Origin of the sequence: Endozoicomonas montiporae CL-33 (assembly GCF_001583435.1) — a bacterium.
Taxonomy (GTDB): domain Bacteria; phylum Pseudomonadota; class Gammaproteobacteria; order Pseudomonadales; family Endozoicomonadaceae; genus Endozoicomonas_A; species Endozoicomonas_A montiporae.
The window spans coordinates 570,445-587,566 of sequence record NZ_CP013251.1; the positions used below are offsets into that span (position 1 = coordinate 570,445).

General features: G+C 49.7%; 15 protein-coding genes. 10 read left to right on the forward strand and 5 right to left on the reverse strand.

All coding sequences use genetic code 11. From position 1 onward, the window contains the following. Positions 1–276: 276 nt before the first annotated feature. From hfq to rnr, 9 genes are all read left to right on the forward strand, one after another. Entirely contained in the window at positions 277–528 is a 252-nt protein-coding gene (hfq, locus tag EZMO1_RS02515) for an RNA chaperone Hfq (RefSeq protein WP_034879339.1), read from the forward strand. Positions 529–743: 215 nt separating this feature from the next. Then, complete coding sequence (gene hflX / locus EZMO1_RS02520) at positions 744–2,033, forward strand: ribosome rescue GTPase HflX (RefSeq protein ID WP_034879338.1); 1,290 nt, start codon at positions 744–746, stop codon at positions 2,031–2,033. Positions 2,034–2,391: 358 nt separating this feature from the next. After that, entirely contained in the window at positions 2,392–3,585 is a 1,194-nt protein-coding gene (gene hflK, locus EZMO1_RS02525) for an FtsH protease activity modulator HflK (RefSeq protein WP_034879337.1), read from the forward strand. Next, on the forward strand, positions 3,582–4,454 hold the full coding sequence (gene hflC, locus EZMO1_RS02530; RefSeq protein ID WP_034879336.1) for a protease modulator HflC: 873 nt from the start codon (positions 3,582–3,584) through the stop codon (positions 4,452–4,454). Before hflK ends, hflC begins: the two co-directional genes overlap by 4 nt. A 160-nt stretch (positions 4,455–4,614) precedes the next feature. Further along, on the forward strand, positions 4,615–4,806 hold the full coding sequence (locus EZMO1_RS02535) for a DUF2065 domain-containing protein (RefSeq protein ID WP_034879335.1): 192 nt from the start codon (positions 4,615–4,617) through the stop codon (positions 4,804–4,806). Positions 4,807–4,995: 189 nt separating this feature from the next. Further along, positions 4,996–6,183: an ATP phosphoribosyltransferase regulatory subunit gene (locus EZMO1_RS02540; RefSeq protein WP_034879334.1), complete on the forward strand. Its 1,188-nt coding sequence runs from the start codon at positions 4,996–4,998 to the stop codon at positions 6,181–6,183. Between the two features lie 88 nt (positions 6,184–6,271). Beyond that, positions 6,272–7,564, forward strand: a complete 1,293-nt coding sequence (locus EZMO1_RS02545; RefSeq protein ID WP_034879333.1) for an adenylosuccinate synthase — start codon at positions 6,272–6,274, stop codon at positions 7,562–7,564. Between the two features lie 269 nt (positions 7,565–7,833). Further along, positions 7,834–10,095, forward strand: a complete 2,262-nt coding sequence (locus tag EZMO1_RS27510; protein ID WP_236632091.1) for an alkene reductase — start codon at positions 7,834–7,836, stop codon at positions 10,093–10,095. 256 nt (positions 10,096–10,351) lie between these two features. Then, positions 10,352–12,892, forward strand: a complete 2,541-nt coding sequence (gene rnr / locus EZMO1_RS02560) for a ribonuclease R (protein ID WP_034879332.1) — start codon at positions 10,352–10,354, stop codon at positions 12,890–12,892. Here the strand turns inward: rnr and EZMO1_RS02565 are convergent. The 5 genes from EZMO1_RS02565 to EZMO1_RS02580 form a co-directional block, all read right to left on the reverse strand. Further along, on the reverse strand, positions 12,889–13,932 hold the full coding sequence (locus EZMO1_RS02565; RefSeq protein WP_051790088.1) for a hypothetical protein: 1,044 nt from the start codon (positions 13,930–13,932) through the stop codon (positions 12,889–12,891). The two genes, rnr and EZMO1_RS02565, sit on opposite strands and share 4 nt — an antisense overlap. Further along, complete coding sequence (locus tag EZMO1_RS02570; RefSeq protein ID WP_034876910.1) at positions 13,929–14,195, reverse strand: hypothetical protein; 267 nt, start codon at positions 14,193–14,195, stop codon at positions 13,929–13,931. Before EZMO1_RS02570 ends, EZMO1_RS02565 begins: the two co-directional genes overlap by 4 nt. 170 nt (positions 14,196–14,365) lie before the next feature. Continuing rightward, positions 14,366–15,166 (reverse strand): hypothetical protein, encoded by an 801-nt coding sequence (locus EZMO1_RS02575; RefSeq protein WP_145912440.1) that lies wholly within the window; start codon positions 15,164–15,166, stop codon positions 14,366–14,368. Further along, the gene (locus tag EZMO1_RS26480; RefSeq protein WP_160174109.1) at positions 15,157–15,333 is read right to left on the reverse strand and encodes a hypothetical protein; all 177 of its coding nucleotides are present in this window, start codon (positions 15,331–15,333) and stop codon (positions 15,157–15,159) included. Before EZMO1_RS26480 ends, EZMO1_RS02575 begins: the two co-directional genes overlap by 10 nt. 188 nt (positions 15,334–15,521) lie before the next feature. After that, positions 15,522–16,043: a hypothetical protein gene (locus tag EZMO1_RS02580; protein WP_145912441.1), complete on the reverse strand. Its 522-nt coding sequence runs from the start codon at positions 16,041–16,043 to the stop codon at positions 15,522–15,524. Between the two features lie 297 nt (positions 16,044–16,340). On the opposite strand from EZMO1_RS02580, the gene rlmB reads away from it, so the two are divergent. Beyond that, positions 16,341–17,078 (forward strand): 23S rRNA (guanosine(2251)-2'-O)-methyltransferase RlmB, encoded by a 738-nt coding sequence (gene rlmB, locus EZMO1_RS02590; RefSeq protein WP_034879329.1) that lies wholly within the window; start codon positions 16,341–16,343, stop codon positions 17,076–17,078. Positions 17,079–17,122: the final 44 nt, after the last annotated feature.

Genomic DNA, 17,122 nt, shown 5'->3' on the forward strand with positions numbered 1-17,122 from the left:
AATTCCTTGTTCGCACTGTTGGCGCAATTGGTTACAGAATGAACCGTTTGTGACGGATTGGCACGTAAGAACCTGCAATACTTTCTGCAGGTCCGGTTTGAGTAGCTAGTATTACCTATTGAAGGCAGAGTGGGGCATCGCTTACTGTTGCTCAGCATTTTTCTTGGCTGTACACAGATTGAACAATTAGTTACTGCCACTGCCGGTCAAGCGAATGGCTCACCTAAAAGTGAAACAAGGCTATTCAAAATCCGAGAATTAATAAGGAGTACAGAAATGTCAAAAGGGCATTCTCTACAAGACCCTTACCTTAATGTGCTGCGTAAAGAGCGCGTGCCGGTTTCCATTTACCTGGTAAATGGTATCAAGCTCCAGGGGCAGATCGAGTCTTTCGATCAGTTCGTGATCCTTCTGAAGAACACTGTAAGCCAGATGGTTTATAAGCACGCTGTTTCTACAGTAGTGCCGAGCCGTCCGGTTCGCCTGCCAATGCAAGGTTCTGATATGCCAGAGCACGAGCAGGAATAATTGACCTCAGGCATCAGCTTTTTTGTCCCTCTGGTTTTTTCAGGGGGGATGAACGAGTTTGAGGTACAAGCTGCTTCCTACACCAAAAGGCGCCTAGTGCGCCTTTTGGTGTTTCTGTATCCGGGAAAAAATGCCAGCTGGGTATCCCAGGTGGTTGAAAGCCATCATTGATATTACTATGCACACTGGATTAACCCTCTCTCAGGAGTATTTCATTGTTTTTTGAACGCCATGAAGGTGGTGAAAATGCAATTCTTGTCCATCTGGATATGACCGATGACAAGGAGCGCGAAGACCCTCACGAATTCAGGGAGCTGGCCCGTTCTGCCGGAATTAGCGAAATTGATTTTGTCACGGTCAGCAGTAATAAACCTTCGCCACGTTATTTTATCGGGCAGGGAAAAGTAGAAGAAATCCAGCAGCTGGTGAAGCTGCACGAAGCCGACGTGGTGCTGTTCAACCACGCACTCTCACCCAGTCAGGAACGTAACCTTGAAAAAGAATTCGAGTGCAAGGTCGTTGACCGCACCGGCCTGATTCTGGACATCTTTGCCCAGCGGGCGCGCACCTTTGAAGGTAAACTGCAGGTCGAACTGGCTCAGCTGCAACATCTGAGTACCCGTCTGGTACGTGGCTGGACTCACCTTGAGCGTCAGAAAGGCGGTATTGGTCTGCGGGGACCGGGTGAAACCCAGCTGGAAACGGACCGCCGTTTACTGCGGGTTCGAATTAAAAGTATTACCAAGCGGCTGGATAAAGTTCGCAAACAACGTGACCAGGGACGCCGATACCGCAAACGCGCCGAAGTACCGCTGGTTTCTCTGGTGGGTTATACCAATGCCGGTAAGTCCACACTGTTCAACGCGCTCACCGAATCCGACGTGTATGCTCAGGATCAGCTGTTTGCCACGCTGGACCCAACCCTGCGTCGTCTTGATCTGCCCGATGTGGGTGAATCCGTGTTGGCGGATACGGTAGGTTTTATCCGTCATCTGCCGCATAAGCTGGTAGAAGCTTTCAGGGCAACGTTGGAAGAAACCGCTCAGGCAGACCTGCTTTTACACGTTATTGACGCACATGACCCTGAAAGGCTTGATAATATCAAACAAGTGCATGACGTTCTGGAAGAGATTAAGGCCGACGAAGTACCAAGGCTTCAGGTTTACAACAAGATTGATCTGTTGGAAAACGTAGAGCCGAAAATCCAGCGTGATGATCAGGGTAAGCCGGTCAGGGTGTGGGTTTCAGCCATGCAGGGCGAAGGTCTGGAACTGGTGCTTCAGGCGGTAGCCGAACTGCTGGGTGAGGATCTGGTGCAGGGAACACTTCGTTTAGAACCCGCTCAGGGCAAAGTCAGGTCTCGACTTTATCAGCTGGGTGCGATTCAATCAGAAGAGTATGCCGAGACGGGGGAACTGCTGTTGGACATTCGTTTACCGCGACATGATTTCGACAGGATTTCCAAACAGGAAGGATTGCAAAAGAGCTGTCTTGTAGAACGTTAAGTGTTCAGATTGTGTAAATTGGGATCAATATCTTGATCTGAGTAGTGGACAATACCGATTCGGCTTGCGCTTTTTGCCACACAAATTCTACAATCTGGCTCAGAACGATAAACAGCCATGGGCAAAGAGAAGCTACTTTTTCTCACAGGTGTTGCTATCCGTGATGATGCAGGTAGTCGAACTCAGGGTGGATAGCTCCAACCTTATAACTTATTGCACGCTGAATGACCGTTCTTTGATTTGTGAAAAATGGATGCTGGTCGCTTGTTCAAATGGTCTGGCAGACTGGTTTCTCACATAACAGGGTGGTTTCAACAGACGTTGCAGCCGATTAGATACTGACTCTACGGAGACATATATGGCCTGGAACGAGCCGGGTGGAAACAACCAGGATCCTTGGGGTGGTGGTAACAAAGGGAAAAATCAGGGACCACCTGATTTGGACGATGCATTACGAAAGCTTCAGGATAAATTGAACTCCCTTTTTGGTGGTGGCAAAAGTGGCGGCAAAAGTGGAGGCAACTCCGGAGGGGGTAACTCTGCTTCTTCGGGTTCTTCTTCAGGGATGTTTGTCGGTGTTCTGATTCTGGCCGCCGTGGCCTATATCTGGAACGCTGTCTATACCGTTGACGAGAAAGAGCGTGCTGTTATTTTGCGCTTTGGTCAATTTCATCAGACTGTTGAGCCGGGTCTGCATATTTACTTCCCGCCTTTTGAAACCAAGTATCAGGAAAAAGTCACTGAGCTGCGTACCTACAATCTGCGTCAGCAGATGCTGACAGAAGATGAAAACATTGTTGAAGTGTCCATGTCGGTTCAGTACAACATTGGTGATGTTAAGTCTTATGTGCTTAATGTAGCCAAACCCCTGATCAGTCTGGAAGAGGCTTCCCAAAGTGCGTTACGTCACGTAGTAGGTAGCTCCGAGATGTACCAGGTGCTGACCGAAGGCCGTGAAACCATGGGTGTGGAAGTTCGCAAGCGATTGCAGGACTATCAGGACGCTTACGGCACAGGTTTGAAGGTTAACAAAGTTAACATCGAGAGCGCCCAGCCGCCTAAAGAAGTTCAGGCTGCTTTTGACGATGTAATCCGTGCCCGTGAGGATGAGCAACGCGCGAAAAACCGTGCAGACGCTTATGCCAACAAGGTGGTTCCGGAAGCACGTGGTCAGGCTCAGCGTGAACTTGAAGAAGCCAATGCTTACCGTGACGAACTGGTGGCCAGGGCCGAAGGTGAGGCGGATCGTTTCCTGAAGCTGTTAAGCGAATACCGTCGTGAGCCCAATGTAACCCGTGAACGTCTGTATCTGGAAACCATGGAAAGTGTTCTTGGTACAACCAGCAAAGTACTGGTGGATGTTGAAGGTGGTAACAACATGATGTACCTGCCACTGGATCGTCTGAATCAGCCCAGACAGGCGGGTCAAAGCACCGATGGTTCATCGGGTCTTTCACAACAGGATTTATCGAACATCGCTAATCAGGTGACCGAGGAGTTAAACAGGCGAGTGAGTAGTGCGCGAAGCAGCACCGGGAGGACTACACGATGAGTCAGAAGGGTTTTAGTGCTCTGTTGATAGGTCTGGTGGCTCTGATCGTTGCCTGGAGCAGTCTGTTTGTGATCAGCGAGCGTGAGCGTGCCGTTCAGCTGCGTTTTGGTCAGCTGGTTAAAGACGATATTCAACCTGGCCTGCACATCAAAATACCGTTTGTTGATAATGTCCGGGTATTTGATGCCCGGTTGCAGAATCTGGAAGTGCCATCCGAGCGTTTCCTGACTCTGGAGCAGAAAGCCGTTATCGTAGACTCGTACATCAAGTGGCGTATTGACGACGTAAGTCGTTTCTATCGTGCGACTGCCGGTGATTTGTTCCGGGCTAATACCCTGCTGTCCCAGCGTGCGGAATCCCGTATGCGGAACAAATTTGGTGCTTTGACTCTGAACGAAGTAGTGTCCGGCCAGCGTGACCGTCTGATGAACGAGATTACCAATGAGCTGAATTCGGTGGCTCGTGATGAACTGGGTGTGACGGTTATTGATGTTCGGGTCAAGAAAATCGACCTGCCACCTCAGGTAAGTGACTCGGTTTATGAGCGTATGTCATCCGAGCGTGACAAAGAAGCTCAGGAGTATCGCTCCAAAGGTCTGGAAATGGCGGAAGGTATTCGCGCGAATGCCGACCGTGAACAGCGGGTTATCATGGCGAACGCTTACCGTGATGCGGAAATGATTCGTGGTGATGGTGATGCGAAAGCGGCGGAAATCTACGCCAAGGCGTTCCGTCAGGACCCTGAGTTCTACGCCTTTACCCGAAGCCTTGAAGCTTATCGTAAGTCCTTTAACAGCACTGGCGACATCATGTTGCTGGAGCCTGACAGTGACTTCTTTAACTACCTGAACAATAAATCAGGCAAATAAGGTTGGTCTTGCCACTTTTTGATTGCAGAAGGACATTCTGCTGATGAAAGTGGCATTTAACCGATAATTTATCGACCACCGGCAGTGAAACCTTCCGCTGCCGGTGGTAAGATAGCGCAAACCGGGTTCCGCCCGGTTTTTTCGTGTATGAGGTTTATACGTGGAATTTGGCAAGCAATTACTGGTTGCAATCAGCCTGATGCTGGTGCTGGAGGGCATACTTCCTTTCCTCTACCCTCAGCGCTGGCGCAATCTGGTGGCAAAGCTCTCTGAGATTGATGATCGTCAGCTGCGAATAGCGGGGCTGGTCAGCATGATAGTCGGTGTCATTATGCTGAATATCGTTATTTAAACAGCCAGCAAAGCGAGGCTGAGAGTAACCTTCGTTATACGAAGAAGCGCCCGTGATTAGGTGAATGGAGAGTAATGCTTTAGTTCGAAATAGTCTGTTCCGCTTTTAGACATTGTCCTTAAATAATTTGTGACTCAAAACCGATTATTTACGAACACTGCCTGAAATAAGCTAACAAGAGAGGCTGTTATGACCGTCGCCGATCGCTGGCTGTTGCCGGATGGGATTGAAGAAATTTTGCCACCCCGCGCACGCAGGGCAGAAGCTCTGCGCCGGGAAATGCTGGATTTGTTTGATTGTTGGGGTTACGACCTCGTCATTCCTCCGCATCTGGAGTTTCTTGAATCCCTGACTGCTGGTGTTGGTCATGACCTCGAGTTGCAGATTTTCAAGGTGACAGACCTGATGACCGGTCGTACTATGGGGCTTCGGGCTGATACCACGCCTGCGGTAGCTCGCATAGATGCGCATAATCTGACGGACGAAGGCCCGGTGAGACTCTGCTATGAAGGCAGTGTGTTTCACGCACAGCCCGCCTCGTTGGGAGCATCCCGCTCGCCCATTCAGTTAGGCGCAGAGCTTTACGGTCATGCAGGACCTGAAAGTGATATCGAAGTGATTTCACTGATGCTGGAAACGCTCAGCGTTGTAGGCATAGACTCCCCCAATCTGGATCTTGGTCATGTGCAGATATATCGCGCACTGGTGGCCAGTGCCGGGTTGGATAGGGATCAGGAACAGCTTCTGTTTGATGCATTGCAACGCAAGGCGACCTGTGAAGTCGAGGAACTGTTGGCTGGCTGGCATGTTGATGCTGATCATCTTGGACTTGATATTGTGTCAATGTTCAAGGCTTTAGCTAGCCTTTCAGGCAAAGTGGATGTCATCGCAAAAGCCAGAGATGTTCTGGTAAATGCACCTCTGGAAGTGTTTGCCGCACTGGATGCGCTGGAAAATATTGCACAAGCTATTACCCGACAGTATCCGAAGGTCAATCTGTACCTGGATCTGGGTGAATTGCGTGGTTACAACTACCACAACGGGGTGGTATTTGCTGCTTATGTTTCCGGGCATGGACAGGCGATTGCCAAGGGCGGTCGTTACGATGGCGTGGGCAGGGCGTTTGGCCGTGCCCGTCCGGCGACCGGTTTCAGTACAGACCTGAAAGCGCTGCTGGATTTTAAACCGTGCGATGTTGAAGCACGAACCGTTATTTTTGCACCGGCTGATGTGGATTCTGCGATTGTGCGGACACTGCGCCAGCAAGGCCTGCGGGTAATCATTGAATTACCGGGGCAAAAGACAGACGCGGTAAGCTCGGGCTGCAACCAGCAGCTGGCGTACCGTGACGGAGACTGGCAGGTCGAGGCTTTATAGCAGACCGCAGTCACTAATTGCTGTATGCAGTCAACACTTGTCGTGCGACCGGTGTGATTGCTTTGTTATGAATTAAAGAGACCGTATCATGGGTAAGACTGTTGTCGTACTGGGCACCCAGTGGGGTGATGAAGGCAAAGGTAAAATCGTGGATCTGCTCACCGAGCAGGCTGAAGCGGTAGTACGCTTTCAGGGTGGACATAATGCTGGCCACACCCTGGTGATTGATGGCGAAAAAACCGTTCTGCACCTGATTCCATCCGGAATCCTGCGCGAGGGCGTTGTGTGCTACATCGGTAATGGTGTTGTGCTGTCCCCTGAAGCTCTGCTGAAAGAAATCCACATGCTGGAAGAAGGCGGTGTACCTGTACGCGAGCGTATGAAGATCAGCCCTTCCTGCCCTCTGATTCTGCCTTATCACGTTGCTCTGGATCAGGCTCGTGAAGCCGCACGTGGTAAAGCGAAAATCGGTACCACCGGTCGTGGTATTGGTCCGGCCTACGAAGATAAAGTAGCCCGTCGTGGTCTGCGTGTTGCCGACCTGCTGCACCCTGAGCGTTTTGCCCAGAAGCTGAAAGAAGTGATGGAATACCACAACTTCGCATTGCAGCACTACTACAAGGCTGATCCGGTTGATTACCAGAGTGTTCTGGACGAAGCACTGGCTATGGGCAAGGAAATTGCTCCAATGATCGACCGCGTTGTTGACCGCATCCACGGTCACCACGGCAACGGCGACAACATTCTGTTCGAAGGTGCTCAGGGTTCTCTGCTGGACATCGACCACGGTACCTACCCGTTTGTAACGTCTTCTAACACCACTGCTGGTGGCGTTTCCACCGGTAGCGGCTTTGGTCCTCTGTACCTGGATTACGTACTGGGTATCACCAAGGCTTACACCACCCGTGTAGGTTCCGGACCTTTCCCGACCGAACTGTTCGACGAGGTGGGTGCACACCTGGCCAAGCAGGGTAACGAGTTTGGTGCGACCACCGGTCGTCCACGTCGTTGCGGTTGGTTCGACGCTGTGGCTCTGCGTCAGTCCGTACAGATTAACTCTGTATCCGGTCTGTGTCTGACCAAGCTGGACGTTCTGGACGGTCTGGAAACCATCAAGATCTGTACGGGTTACAAGAATGCTGAAGGCGAGTCCATCACCACTCCGGTTGATGCGGACGAGTACGAAGCGCTGGAGCCGGTTTATGAAGAAGTACCGGGTTGGTCCGAGTCCACCTTCGGTGCCAAGAGTCTGGACGTTCTGCCAGAAAATGCCCGTGCTTACATCAAGCGTCTGGAAGAAGTCGTTGGTACGCCAATCGACATCGTTTCTACCGGCCCTGACCGTGTAGAGACTATCATCCTGAATCAGCCATTCGGCTAATATTCAGATGTGAGCTGCACTGTCTGCCTTATCTGGCGGACAGTGCAATATATTCGACACTTCTCGTTTTTCTTCTCCCTGAAACTCTCCATTAAACCTTTCCTGCTTCTTCGATTTTAGTGCGCCCGGTCACATCTGATTGAACATAGAGCCTTTGGAAAAAGCCATTTTTGCTTTTTAAGCAAAAATTATTTGTTTATTTTGCTGTTTTTTACAACAGGCGCCCACTTTAGACTGCAGCACTCGTTTGATTGACGGAGTTGTACATCATGCCAGCACCTTTGTTTTCTTCCATTGCCTTAGGAAAACACTCACTGCAAAACCGCATTGTTCTGCCACCAATGACTCGTTCCCGGGCTACCCAGCCGGGTAACGTGGCTAACGAGATGATGGCCCGATATTACGCACAGCGGGCTTCTGCCGGTTTGATTGTGGCTGAGGGAACCCAGATTTCTGAACTGGGTCAGGGTTATGCCTGGACACCCGGCATTTACAGTCAGGAGCAAATAGCAGGCTGGCAAAGAGTGACCCGTGCAGTACACGACAAAGGCGGTGTTATCTTTGCCCAGCTCTGGCACGTAGGGCGAGTGACACATCCGGATAATATTGGTGGTCAGCAGCCGGTCTCGGCTTCAGCCATTAAAGCCGAAAACGTTAAAGTCTTTATCGATAACGGGACCGATGAACCGGGCTTTGTGGATGTAGTGACGCCAAGAGCCATGACAAAGGACGATATTAAACAGGTCGTTGAACAGTATCGTCAGGCGGCGCTGAACGCCGTGGAGGCGGGGTTTGATGGTATTGAACTGCATGGCGCCAACGGTTATCTGGTGAATCAGTTCATTGATTCTGAATCTAATGCCCGTACTGATGAATACGGCGGCAATCTGCAAAACCGTCTGCGCTTTCTGAACGAGGTGGTTGGTGCAATGGTGGAAGCAATTGGCGCAGATAAGGTTGGGATTCGTTTTGCGCCTCTGACCACTCTCAACGGCACTGTCGATGCCAACCCGCAAGAAACTTATACCGCTGCGGCCGAATTGATGAATAAGCATGGCATTGCTTATCTGCATATTGCTGAGGCAGACTGGGATGATGCACCACTGATGTCGGTTAATTTCAAACAGGCACTGCGTAAGGCATTTAATGGAGTGATGATTTACGCTGGCAAATATTCCCCTGAAAAAGCATCAGCAGCTATCCGGGACGGTTGGGCTGACATGGTTGGTTTTGGTCGTCCGTTTGTTGCCAACCCTGACCTGCCTGCACGTATCAAGAATGGTTGGGAGTGGGCGACACATAATCCCGAAACATTGTTTGGTGGCGGAGAAGCAGGGCTGACGGATTATCCCTTTTATGAGCAGAAGTTGGGTCATGAAACTGTTTCAGACGACGTAAGTCTTACCTCTTGCACTTCCGCAAAAGCCACACTGTTTGACGCTCTGAAACATGGCAATTTTGCTCTGGATAACCGGGTTGCCATGGCACCCATGACACGTTCCAGAACCGATCAGCCCGGTGATGTGCCTAACGCCATGATGGCGACGTATTATCAGCAGCGGGCTTCTGCGGGATTGATTATCTCAGAAGGAGCGCCTGTTTCTTCTGTAGGTCGTGGTTACTCCATGACACCGGGTATTTATACCGAAGCGCAGATCAAAGGCTGGAAATTAACGACGGATGCTGTGCATCAAAAAGGTGGAAAAATCTTTATACAGCTCTGGCATGTCGGTCGTCGCTCTCATTCTTCCATCGCTGGTGAAGCACCCGTGTCTGCCTCTGCAATAAAGGAACCTGATCAGGTATTCGGCCCCCTTCCGGAAGGTGGCTTTGGAATGATTGAAACCGAGATGCCACGGGCAATGACCGAAGACGATATTCAGTCAACCATTAACGACTTTGTACAGGCTGCCAAAAATTCGATTGAAGCCGGGTTTGATGGTGTTGAAATACACGGTGCCCATGGTTATCTTATTGATCAGTTTATGCGTATTCAGAGTAATCACCGAACTGACCAGTACGGTGGCAGCCAGGAAAACCGCATGCGCTTTATGCTGGAAGTGGTTAAAGCGTTGGTGGACGCCATTGGTGGCGATAAAGTGGCCATTCGCTTGTCACCCTTTGTGACGGAAGGGTATCAGGAGGCTGATCCTGAAATCGTTGAATTGACGCTGAAAGCGATTGAAGCTCTGGCGCCACTGAATCTGGCGTATTTGCACTTTTCCGAGAATATTTCCAACTATCAGGAAGTGCCGGATTCGTTCAGAAAAGCTGTTCGCAACGTCTACCCGAATCCGATTATGGTGGCGGGGAAATACACCAAAGACAGCGGTCAGGCTATTCTGGCAAAAGGCTATGCGGATCTGGTGGCATTCGGTCAGCCATTTATTACGAATCCGGATTTCTTTTACCGGATTCAACATGACATTGATTTAACCCCTGTCGATTATGAAGCTCATTCAACCTTCTATGGCGGTGATGAGAAAGGTTATATCGATTACCCTTTTGCTGAACAATTGCTTCAGGCATAAGCTTTCCCAAACGGCACTGCTGATCCTGCCTTTATCTGGCGATCAGTAGTGCCTACTACTCTGTTTTATCCTTTCTGCCTGCTTCAGGGCTGCCATTCAGGTTATTAAATCTTCAATTTCTATCGTGACGGCATGGCTTCGGGTTACACTAAACCTATGTTCATACAATCAATCACGAAAAAACACCCGGCCACTATGTCAGCCACTATGTCAGGCACTATGTCCAGTTCTCCATCTCGAGAGGTTAAATAACCGCATGTCCAAAGGGTGGAAAGACACCGACCCACAGGCGGCTCAAGAGGCAACCCGCTATGCCACGCCGATTCCCAGCAGATTGTTTATTATGGAGTTCCTTGGTCAGCGGGGAGCCCCTGCCAGTCATAAGGCATTGTGTGCAGAGCTGAAAATCACCGAGCCGGAACAGCGTGAAGCCCTGTTGTTCCGACTCAAGGCAATGATTCGGGACGGTCAGCTGCATGAGACCCGCAAAGGCACTTTCGGGCTGCTGAGTAAAATGGATCTGATCAAAGGTCGGGTTCAGGGCAATAAAGACAGCTTTGGTTTTCTGATTCCCGATGATGGTTCGGAAGACCTGTATCTGTCGTGGCGAGAAATGCGGCAGTTGTTTGATGGTGACCGAGCCGTTGTGCGTGAAACCGGTGTCGATCGTCGTGGTCGGCGCGAAGGGCAGGTGATTGAAGTTCTGGAACGGAATACCACCCAGTTGGTGGGCAGGTATTACGAAGAGTCCGGTTCCAGTATTGTGGTACCTGAGAACTCCCGAATTGGTCGGGAGATTCTCGTTAAACCCGGTCCGGTCATGCCCTCTCAGGGGCAATATGTTCTGTTAGAAATCATCGAACAGCCCGGACGACGCACCCAGCCAATGGGTCTGATCAAACAGATTCTGGGAGAACGTCAGGATGCCGGTATGGAAGTGGATGTTGCCGTTCATACCCATGGTATTCCCAGAGAGTGGCCACTTGAAGTGGAAGAGCAGATTGCTGCTTTTAAACCGGAAGTCGCAGAGCGGGATAAGCAACATCGGGTAGATTTGCGAGACACGCCTTTTGTCACCATTGATGGTGAAGATGCCCGCGACTTTGATGATGCTGTGTTCTGCGAAACCAAGAAGAGTGGCGGCTGGCGTCTTTATGTTGCCATTGCCGACGTGTCTCATTATGTAAGACCCGGTTCTGCTCTGGACAAGGAAGCGCATAATCGCGGCACGTCGGTGTATTTTCCCGGTACAGTGATTCCGATGTTGCCCGAGGTGTTGTCTAACGGCTTATGTTCCCTGAATCCTGAAGTAGACCGGCTGGCCATGGTGTGTGAAATGACCATCAGCGCCAGAGGCAAAATTTCCGGTTACAAGTTTTATGAAGGCCTGATTCGCTCCCATGCCCGCCTGACTTACAATCAGGTCTGGTCCATGCTTGATCAGCCATTGTCGGATGAAGGCAAAGAATATCGCCAACAGCGTAAAGCGCTGGTTCCTCATATTGAAGAACTGTACAACCTGTTCAAAGTGTTCAAGCAGGTGCGGGCCGAACGCGGCACGATCGATTTTGAAACCGTTGAAACCCAGATCATTTTTGGGCGTAACCGCAAGATCGACAGAATCGTACCTGCCGTTCGTAACGATGCGCACAAAATCATTGAAGAATGCATGTTGAGTGCCAACGTGTGTGCTGCCCGTTTTCTGGAAAAACACGGTGTTCCGGGGTTATACCGGGTTCACGAAGGACCGACGCTGGAAAAACGACTGAACCTGAATATGTTTCTGGGCAGTCTTGGTTTGTCGGTGCCACAGGGGAAAATCAAACCGGCTGATTTACAGGCTTTGCTGGAAGAAGTCAGAGACCGGCCAGATTTTCAGGTAATCCAGACCATGGTGTTGCGTTCCATGAGTCAGGCGGTTTACACATCCGATAATCAGGGTCACTTTGGTCTGGCGTTTAACGCCTATGCCCACTTTACTTCCCCGATTCGCCGCTATCCGGATTTGCTGGTGCATCGTGCGATTCGTCATATTGTTCGTTCATCCGTTCCCAGTCGTCATGTTACCCGTGTGGGTGCGAAGGATATGAACCGCAAGACGATTTACCCTTATGACGATGCCCAGGTCGAGGCCATGGGGGAACACTGCTCAACCACCGAACGGCGGGCGGATGAAGCAACCCGGGACGCGATGGACTGGCTGAAGTGTGAATACATGCAGCAGCACATTGGCATGACGTGCAAAGGTGTGGTGTCTGCGGTGACCGGCTTTGGTTTGTTTGTGGCACTGGAAGATATTTTTGTCGAAGGTCTGGTACACGTCACCAGTCTTCCGGGCGATTATTATCATTACGACAATGTTCACCAGTGTTTGCGTGGTGAGCGAACCGGGCGTCGTTTTGGTCTGGGTGACGAGCTGGAGATTATTGTCAGCAACGTCAACATGGAAGACAAGAAGGTTGACTTTGAGCTGGCGGACGGTGCAGCTATAAAACCCCGAAAGAGTCGTAATAGTCGTAAAACCGGTTCAAAACAGCCTGGCGGCAAGCAGGTAGCCAGTGTCGCCAAAAGCCGTGCTGCTAAAAAAGCTTTGATGGAAGCGGCCAAAGGCGATGAAAAGGAAAAAAGGGGTGGCAAGAGACGTAAGCCACCCAAGGGGAAGAAAAAAGCTAAAAAAGCAGTGGGTAAATCCGGTTCTGCCGGAAATAAACCAAAAGCCAGTACCGGTTCATCACCGGCTAAGCCAAAAGGGCGTCAACCGAGGAAGCGTAAAGGGGTGCAATTAAAAGTGTTCTAACCAGTAGCTTTCCAGTACTTATCCCAGTCACCATTAGCTCTTAAAGTTCTGAGGTTCAACATGTCGTGTGCATACTCTGGCTTCCACCATGCTCCGGGAAGTTTCAGCCGGGTTTGGACAACAGAACGATTGGAGCTCTCTATTTCACCCGAACCAATAGGCAGGTTGGCAGCTTCTGCCGCTTGGTAATCAAATTGCCCGGGACGATTCCTGATGTAGCGATGGCACTCTTCCGACTTATTGGCTTCCTTCCCTGACTTGCCGTTGCTATGAGGCTCAAGCTCTGCCAGAACTTTCTCTGAGCAGCCTGTTTTCATTCTTGTTTTTTGTTTATCAGTCCATTTTTGGCAGGCTTTTTCATCTTTACCAACGCACTCTTTGGCAGCGTCTGCGATGTATTCGCAAAGGTGATAGTAATCCACCAGGAAATGCCCCTGAGACGCAAACACCCGATCTGCCTGACTGGCAATCCATTTTGCCCCATCGCTCACGCAATGAATCGACGACTGCCGGTTCAAGCCCTGTTCAATAGCACAACTTAACCATTGATCGCCGGCTTCGTCAGGCTCTCCCATGATGACACGATGCCGTTTATTACAACTCCCTTGCTCATAGACCAGGCAAAGTTTGGCTTCTTGCCAGTCAACTTTTCTGGTCTTACGTTTGTCGCCCTCAGCCTTCTCGTCAAAAAGAACCACAGGAATCATACTGCCGTCCATCTCACCGATCAGTTGTTTGCCATCCCCCACACATTCCTGACGATTTTGTAGGGAAGCTTTTGATTGCTCACTCATGCAACGGGCATGACCCAAAGTAATGGCTCGAACAGATGACTCGGGTACGACAACACCATAATGTTCTTCCAATTTCTGTGAGGCTGTTTCGAAGGAACTGTCTGATGCAAAATCAACTAAACGTCGTTGTAGCGGTTGAGAGTAGTCACGACAGTGAATATGCGCGTTCTCGGAAAAAGGCCGGACACGATGGCCTGCAACAGTCAGGCACCGCTCACATAGGCTGACTTTGCCATAAGTGGTCATCCAGTGAATGTCTTTTTTTTAGCTTTTGATTCTGGGTGAAGAGCATGAGCTTCATCAAATCTTTGCTTCTCTTTACAAGAGCCCCAGTCGGTTAAAAGCTCATTCCCGAGTTCTTTGAGGTTCTCAATGACAGCTTCTTCTGCTTCATCAGCCCGGTCAAGATACCCGGACTCGGCTTCTACCAGATTGATCAATTCAGATACTCTATTTTCCAGTTCAGGGTGAGCCGCAAGTTTTTCAGCAAGGGTTTTGGAAGTAGACATAGGTAGTATCGGAGGAAAAGTGGACTCATTATATTATGATCAAATTCTGGGAGATTGCTGAGCGGGAACACTTTTAATTGCACCCAGCGTAAAGCGTCTTCGTGATGCCTTTTTGCCCCTCGCGTTATGAATGCATAATGCGAGGGGCATTGACTGTTTCAGCCTAATGATTATGGATTATCAAACCGCTTAAAGGTAAAAAGGTTCAGACCTTTATTTTTGCGGTATGAGTAAATGGATGATGCAACAATTGCTCCTGTTTCAGCAGCCACTATTACCCAGCCGGCTATCATCCAGTTTTTATAGGTATTTGCTGAGGATGCCAAGTCACTGACTTTTGTGGACAGTTGATTGATTTTTGCCATCAGGTAACTGTAATAGTCGCCTTCATAATCGTAGGTCAGGCTAAAGTCAGGGTCTTTGATGCCTTGGCCACACAACTCAGGCCAGGCATTGTTATCGTTTTCTATCAGAGTGCGATTCAGATTGGTTACTGCATACAGAGGAGTAAAACAGGTTCCTGCTCTGGGCCAAGTGGTTATATTGTTGGTTTCATCAAAGAACATTTCCCAGCTGGGTGTCGTTTTCAGTGGGTGCATCCGGTAGTTTTCATGACGGTACACATACTTACCGGAATCAGGGCTGTTATTGTTGGCAATTAACATGTTATTGGTAATGCCATTGGCAACTATTTCTACTTTTAAATGATCATTTGAGCTTTGCAGGAATTGAAATGCAGTGTCATTTTGAATGAGATGATCACTCGGCGAGTAGAAATAGTTTTCAGCTACGGTTGGTATGGAACCTTTTCCTGAGTCATTCAGCCCATCCAACACCAGAATGGTTCTTTTCTGGTTGCCAGTTGTTTCTCCCAGAAACAGATAGTTATGCTCAATTTCACCCTTGACAGCTTTTAACCACAATCCGCGCTGGTGATCAGTACTGGACGTTGTTCCGGATGTTATAGCCACATCAGGTGCTTAAGATTAACTGTTTGAGTTACTTCTGACGATCCGGCTCCGGCAATTATGGCGACATTTTCTGCACCATTAGACTCAAGCCAGCTTCGATTAATTTTCTGCACACCTTCTACAGTGCTACCACTGCCTTCATTATCTGCCCATACGGTTGACTGCAAACCTCTGCGCCCAAACAGACTGGCCTAGGAGCCTGTCGGACTTACCACTGACCTACTGCAAAAAAGCCGGATTTGGCCATTTTTGACGATCCTTTTCGTTGAATAGCTCGCTATTCGCCTCAAATGATCGTCAAAACTGTCTCAAACCGGTCTTTTTCTCGCTACGGTCGGCTAAGTCCGACAGGCTCCTAGGTCAGAGTGAACTGTTTGATGCCTTCAGCATGCACCAAAGTTTTTTGAACGGGCAGATTTTTCATTGTTTTTATGGCAGCAGCACTGAACCTTCTGGCATCAATGCCCAAGCCTGTTACGGTGCTGCCTTCCGCCATCTCTACCAGATCGTAAACGGTGTGCGCACCAATGCTAAAGTGCAACCCCGGAGTAATATGGAAAAAGCCCTGACTTCCCTTGCCGGTGGATAATAGTCCCATGCCTTTTTTCAGAACCAGAGGCCCTGTCAGCTCATAAGGATTTTCTTTAGTCCTTGCCGGAGTGATCAACAACTCTCCTTCTTTGGCACTATTGACCTCTGCAGTCAGATCAGTGATGCCTGATAGCACTTTTACTTTGCTTTGGTCGTATGCTTTACAGGTTTTGTGATGCTCTGAGAGTTCGTTGTACTTGGAACATTCCGGGCTGATCTCGGCGTGCAGTAACGATGACGACAATAATGATACAGCTACCGCTGTGTAGAGCTTGCAGAGTCGCATTGGCATCTCCAAAGGTGCGATGTTTTTTTAAGCACATTGAAGATAGATAAAGATTCAAATAGCAATAGTTATCATTTGCAATATCTTGATGGTTCTTTTTTGAATAATCGCTATAACCATTTCTGCAAGCTGGCTGCCAACAGACCTGAAGTGGTTTGCCGTGTTAGTATGCATTTTTCCCTTTTATTGCCTTTACTGGCAGCATGATACTTCCTTTCTGACTCAGGTTTTCCAATAAACTGGTTAAAGATCAGAGCGCCTGAACAGTAAGGATTTTCACAGGATTGAACGACCCCCATGAATGATGATGTAGTATTTGGCCTGCACGCCGTGCAGAGCCTGTTTGAACGCTCTCCGGAAAAAGTGCTGGAGCTGATGATTCAGAAAGGCCGAACTGACAAGCGTATTAACCAGCTGGTAGAAGATGCCCGTGCTCAGGGTGTTACGGTACGTTTTGTGGAACGCAGTCGTCTGGATGGTCGTGTTGATGGCGGTGTGCATCAGGGAATTGTTGCCCGTGTTGCCCAGGCAAAAGTGTATCGCGAAGGTGACCTTGAAGACCTGCTGGAAAATCTGGACGAACCGCCTTTTCTGCTGATTCTGGATGGTGTCACCGACCCGCATAACCTCGGTGCCTGTCTGCGCACTGCTGATGCCGCCGGTGTTCATGCCATGATTACGCCCAAAGACAAATCTGCCAGCCTTAATGCTACGGCCAGAAAGGTCGCCTGTGGTGCTGCCGACAATGTGCCGCTGGTTCAGGTGACGAACCTGTCCCGGACTATGGAATGGTTGAAAGAGCGTGGCATCTGGATGATTGGCACTGCCGGTGAAAGTGCGGGCAATGTGTATCAGGCCGACCTGAAAGGACCTCTGGCTCTGGTGATGGGCGCAGAAGGAAAAGGCATGCGTCGCCTGACCCGCGACAAGTGTGATTCTCTGGTGTTTATCCCGATGGCAGGCACTGTTAGCAGTTTGAATGTATCGGTTGCCACCGGCGTTTGCCTGTTCGAGGCTGTACGTCAGCGCTCTTGAATTATGTTGTGGCAGGCGGCGTCATGTTGGTCATGCCTGCCATA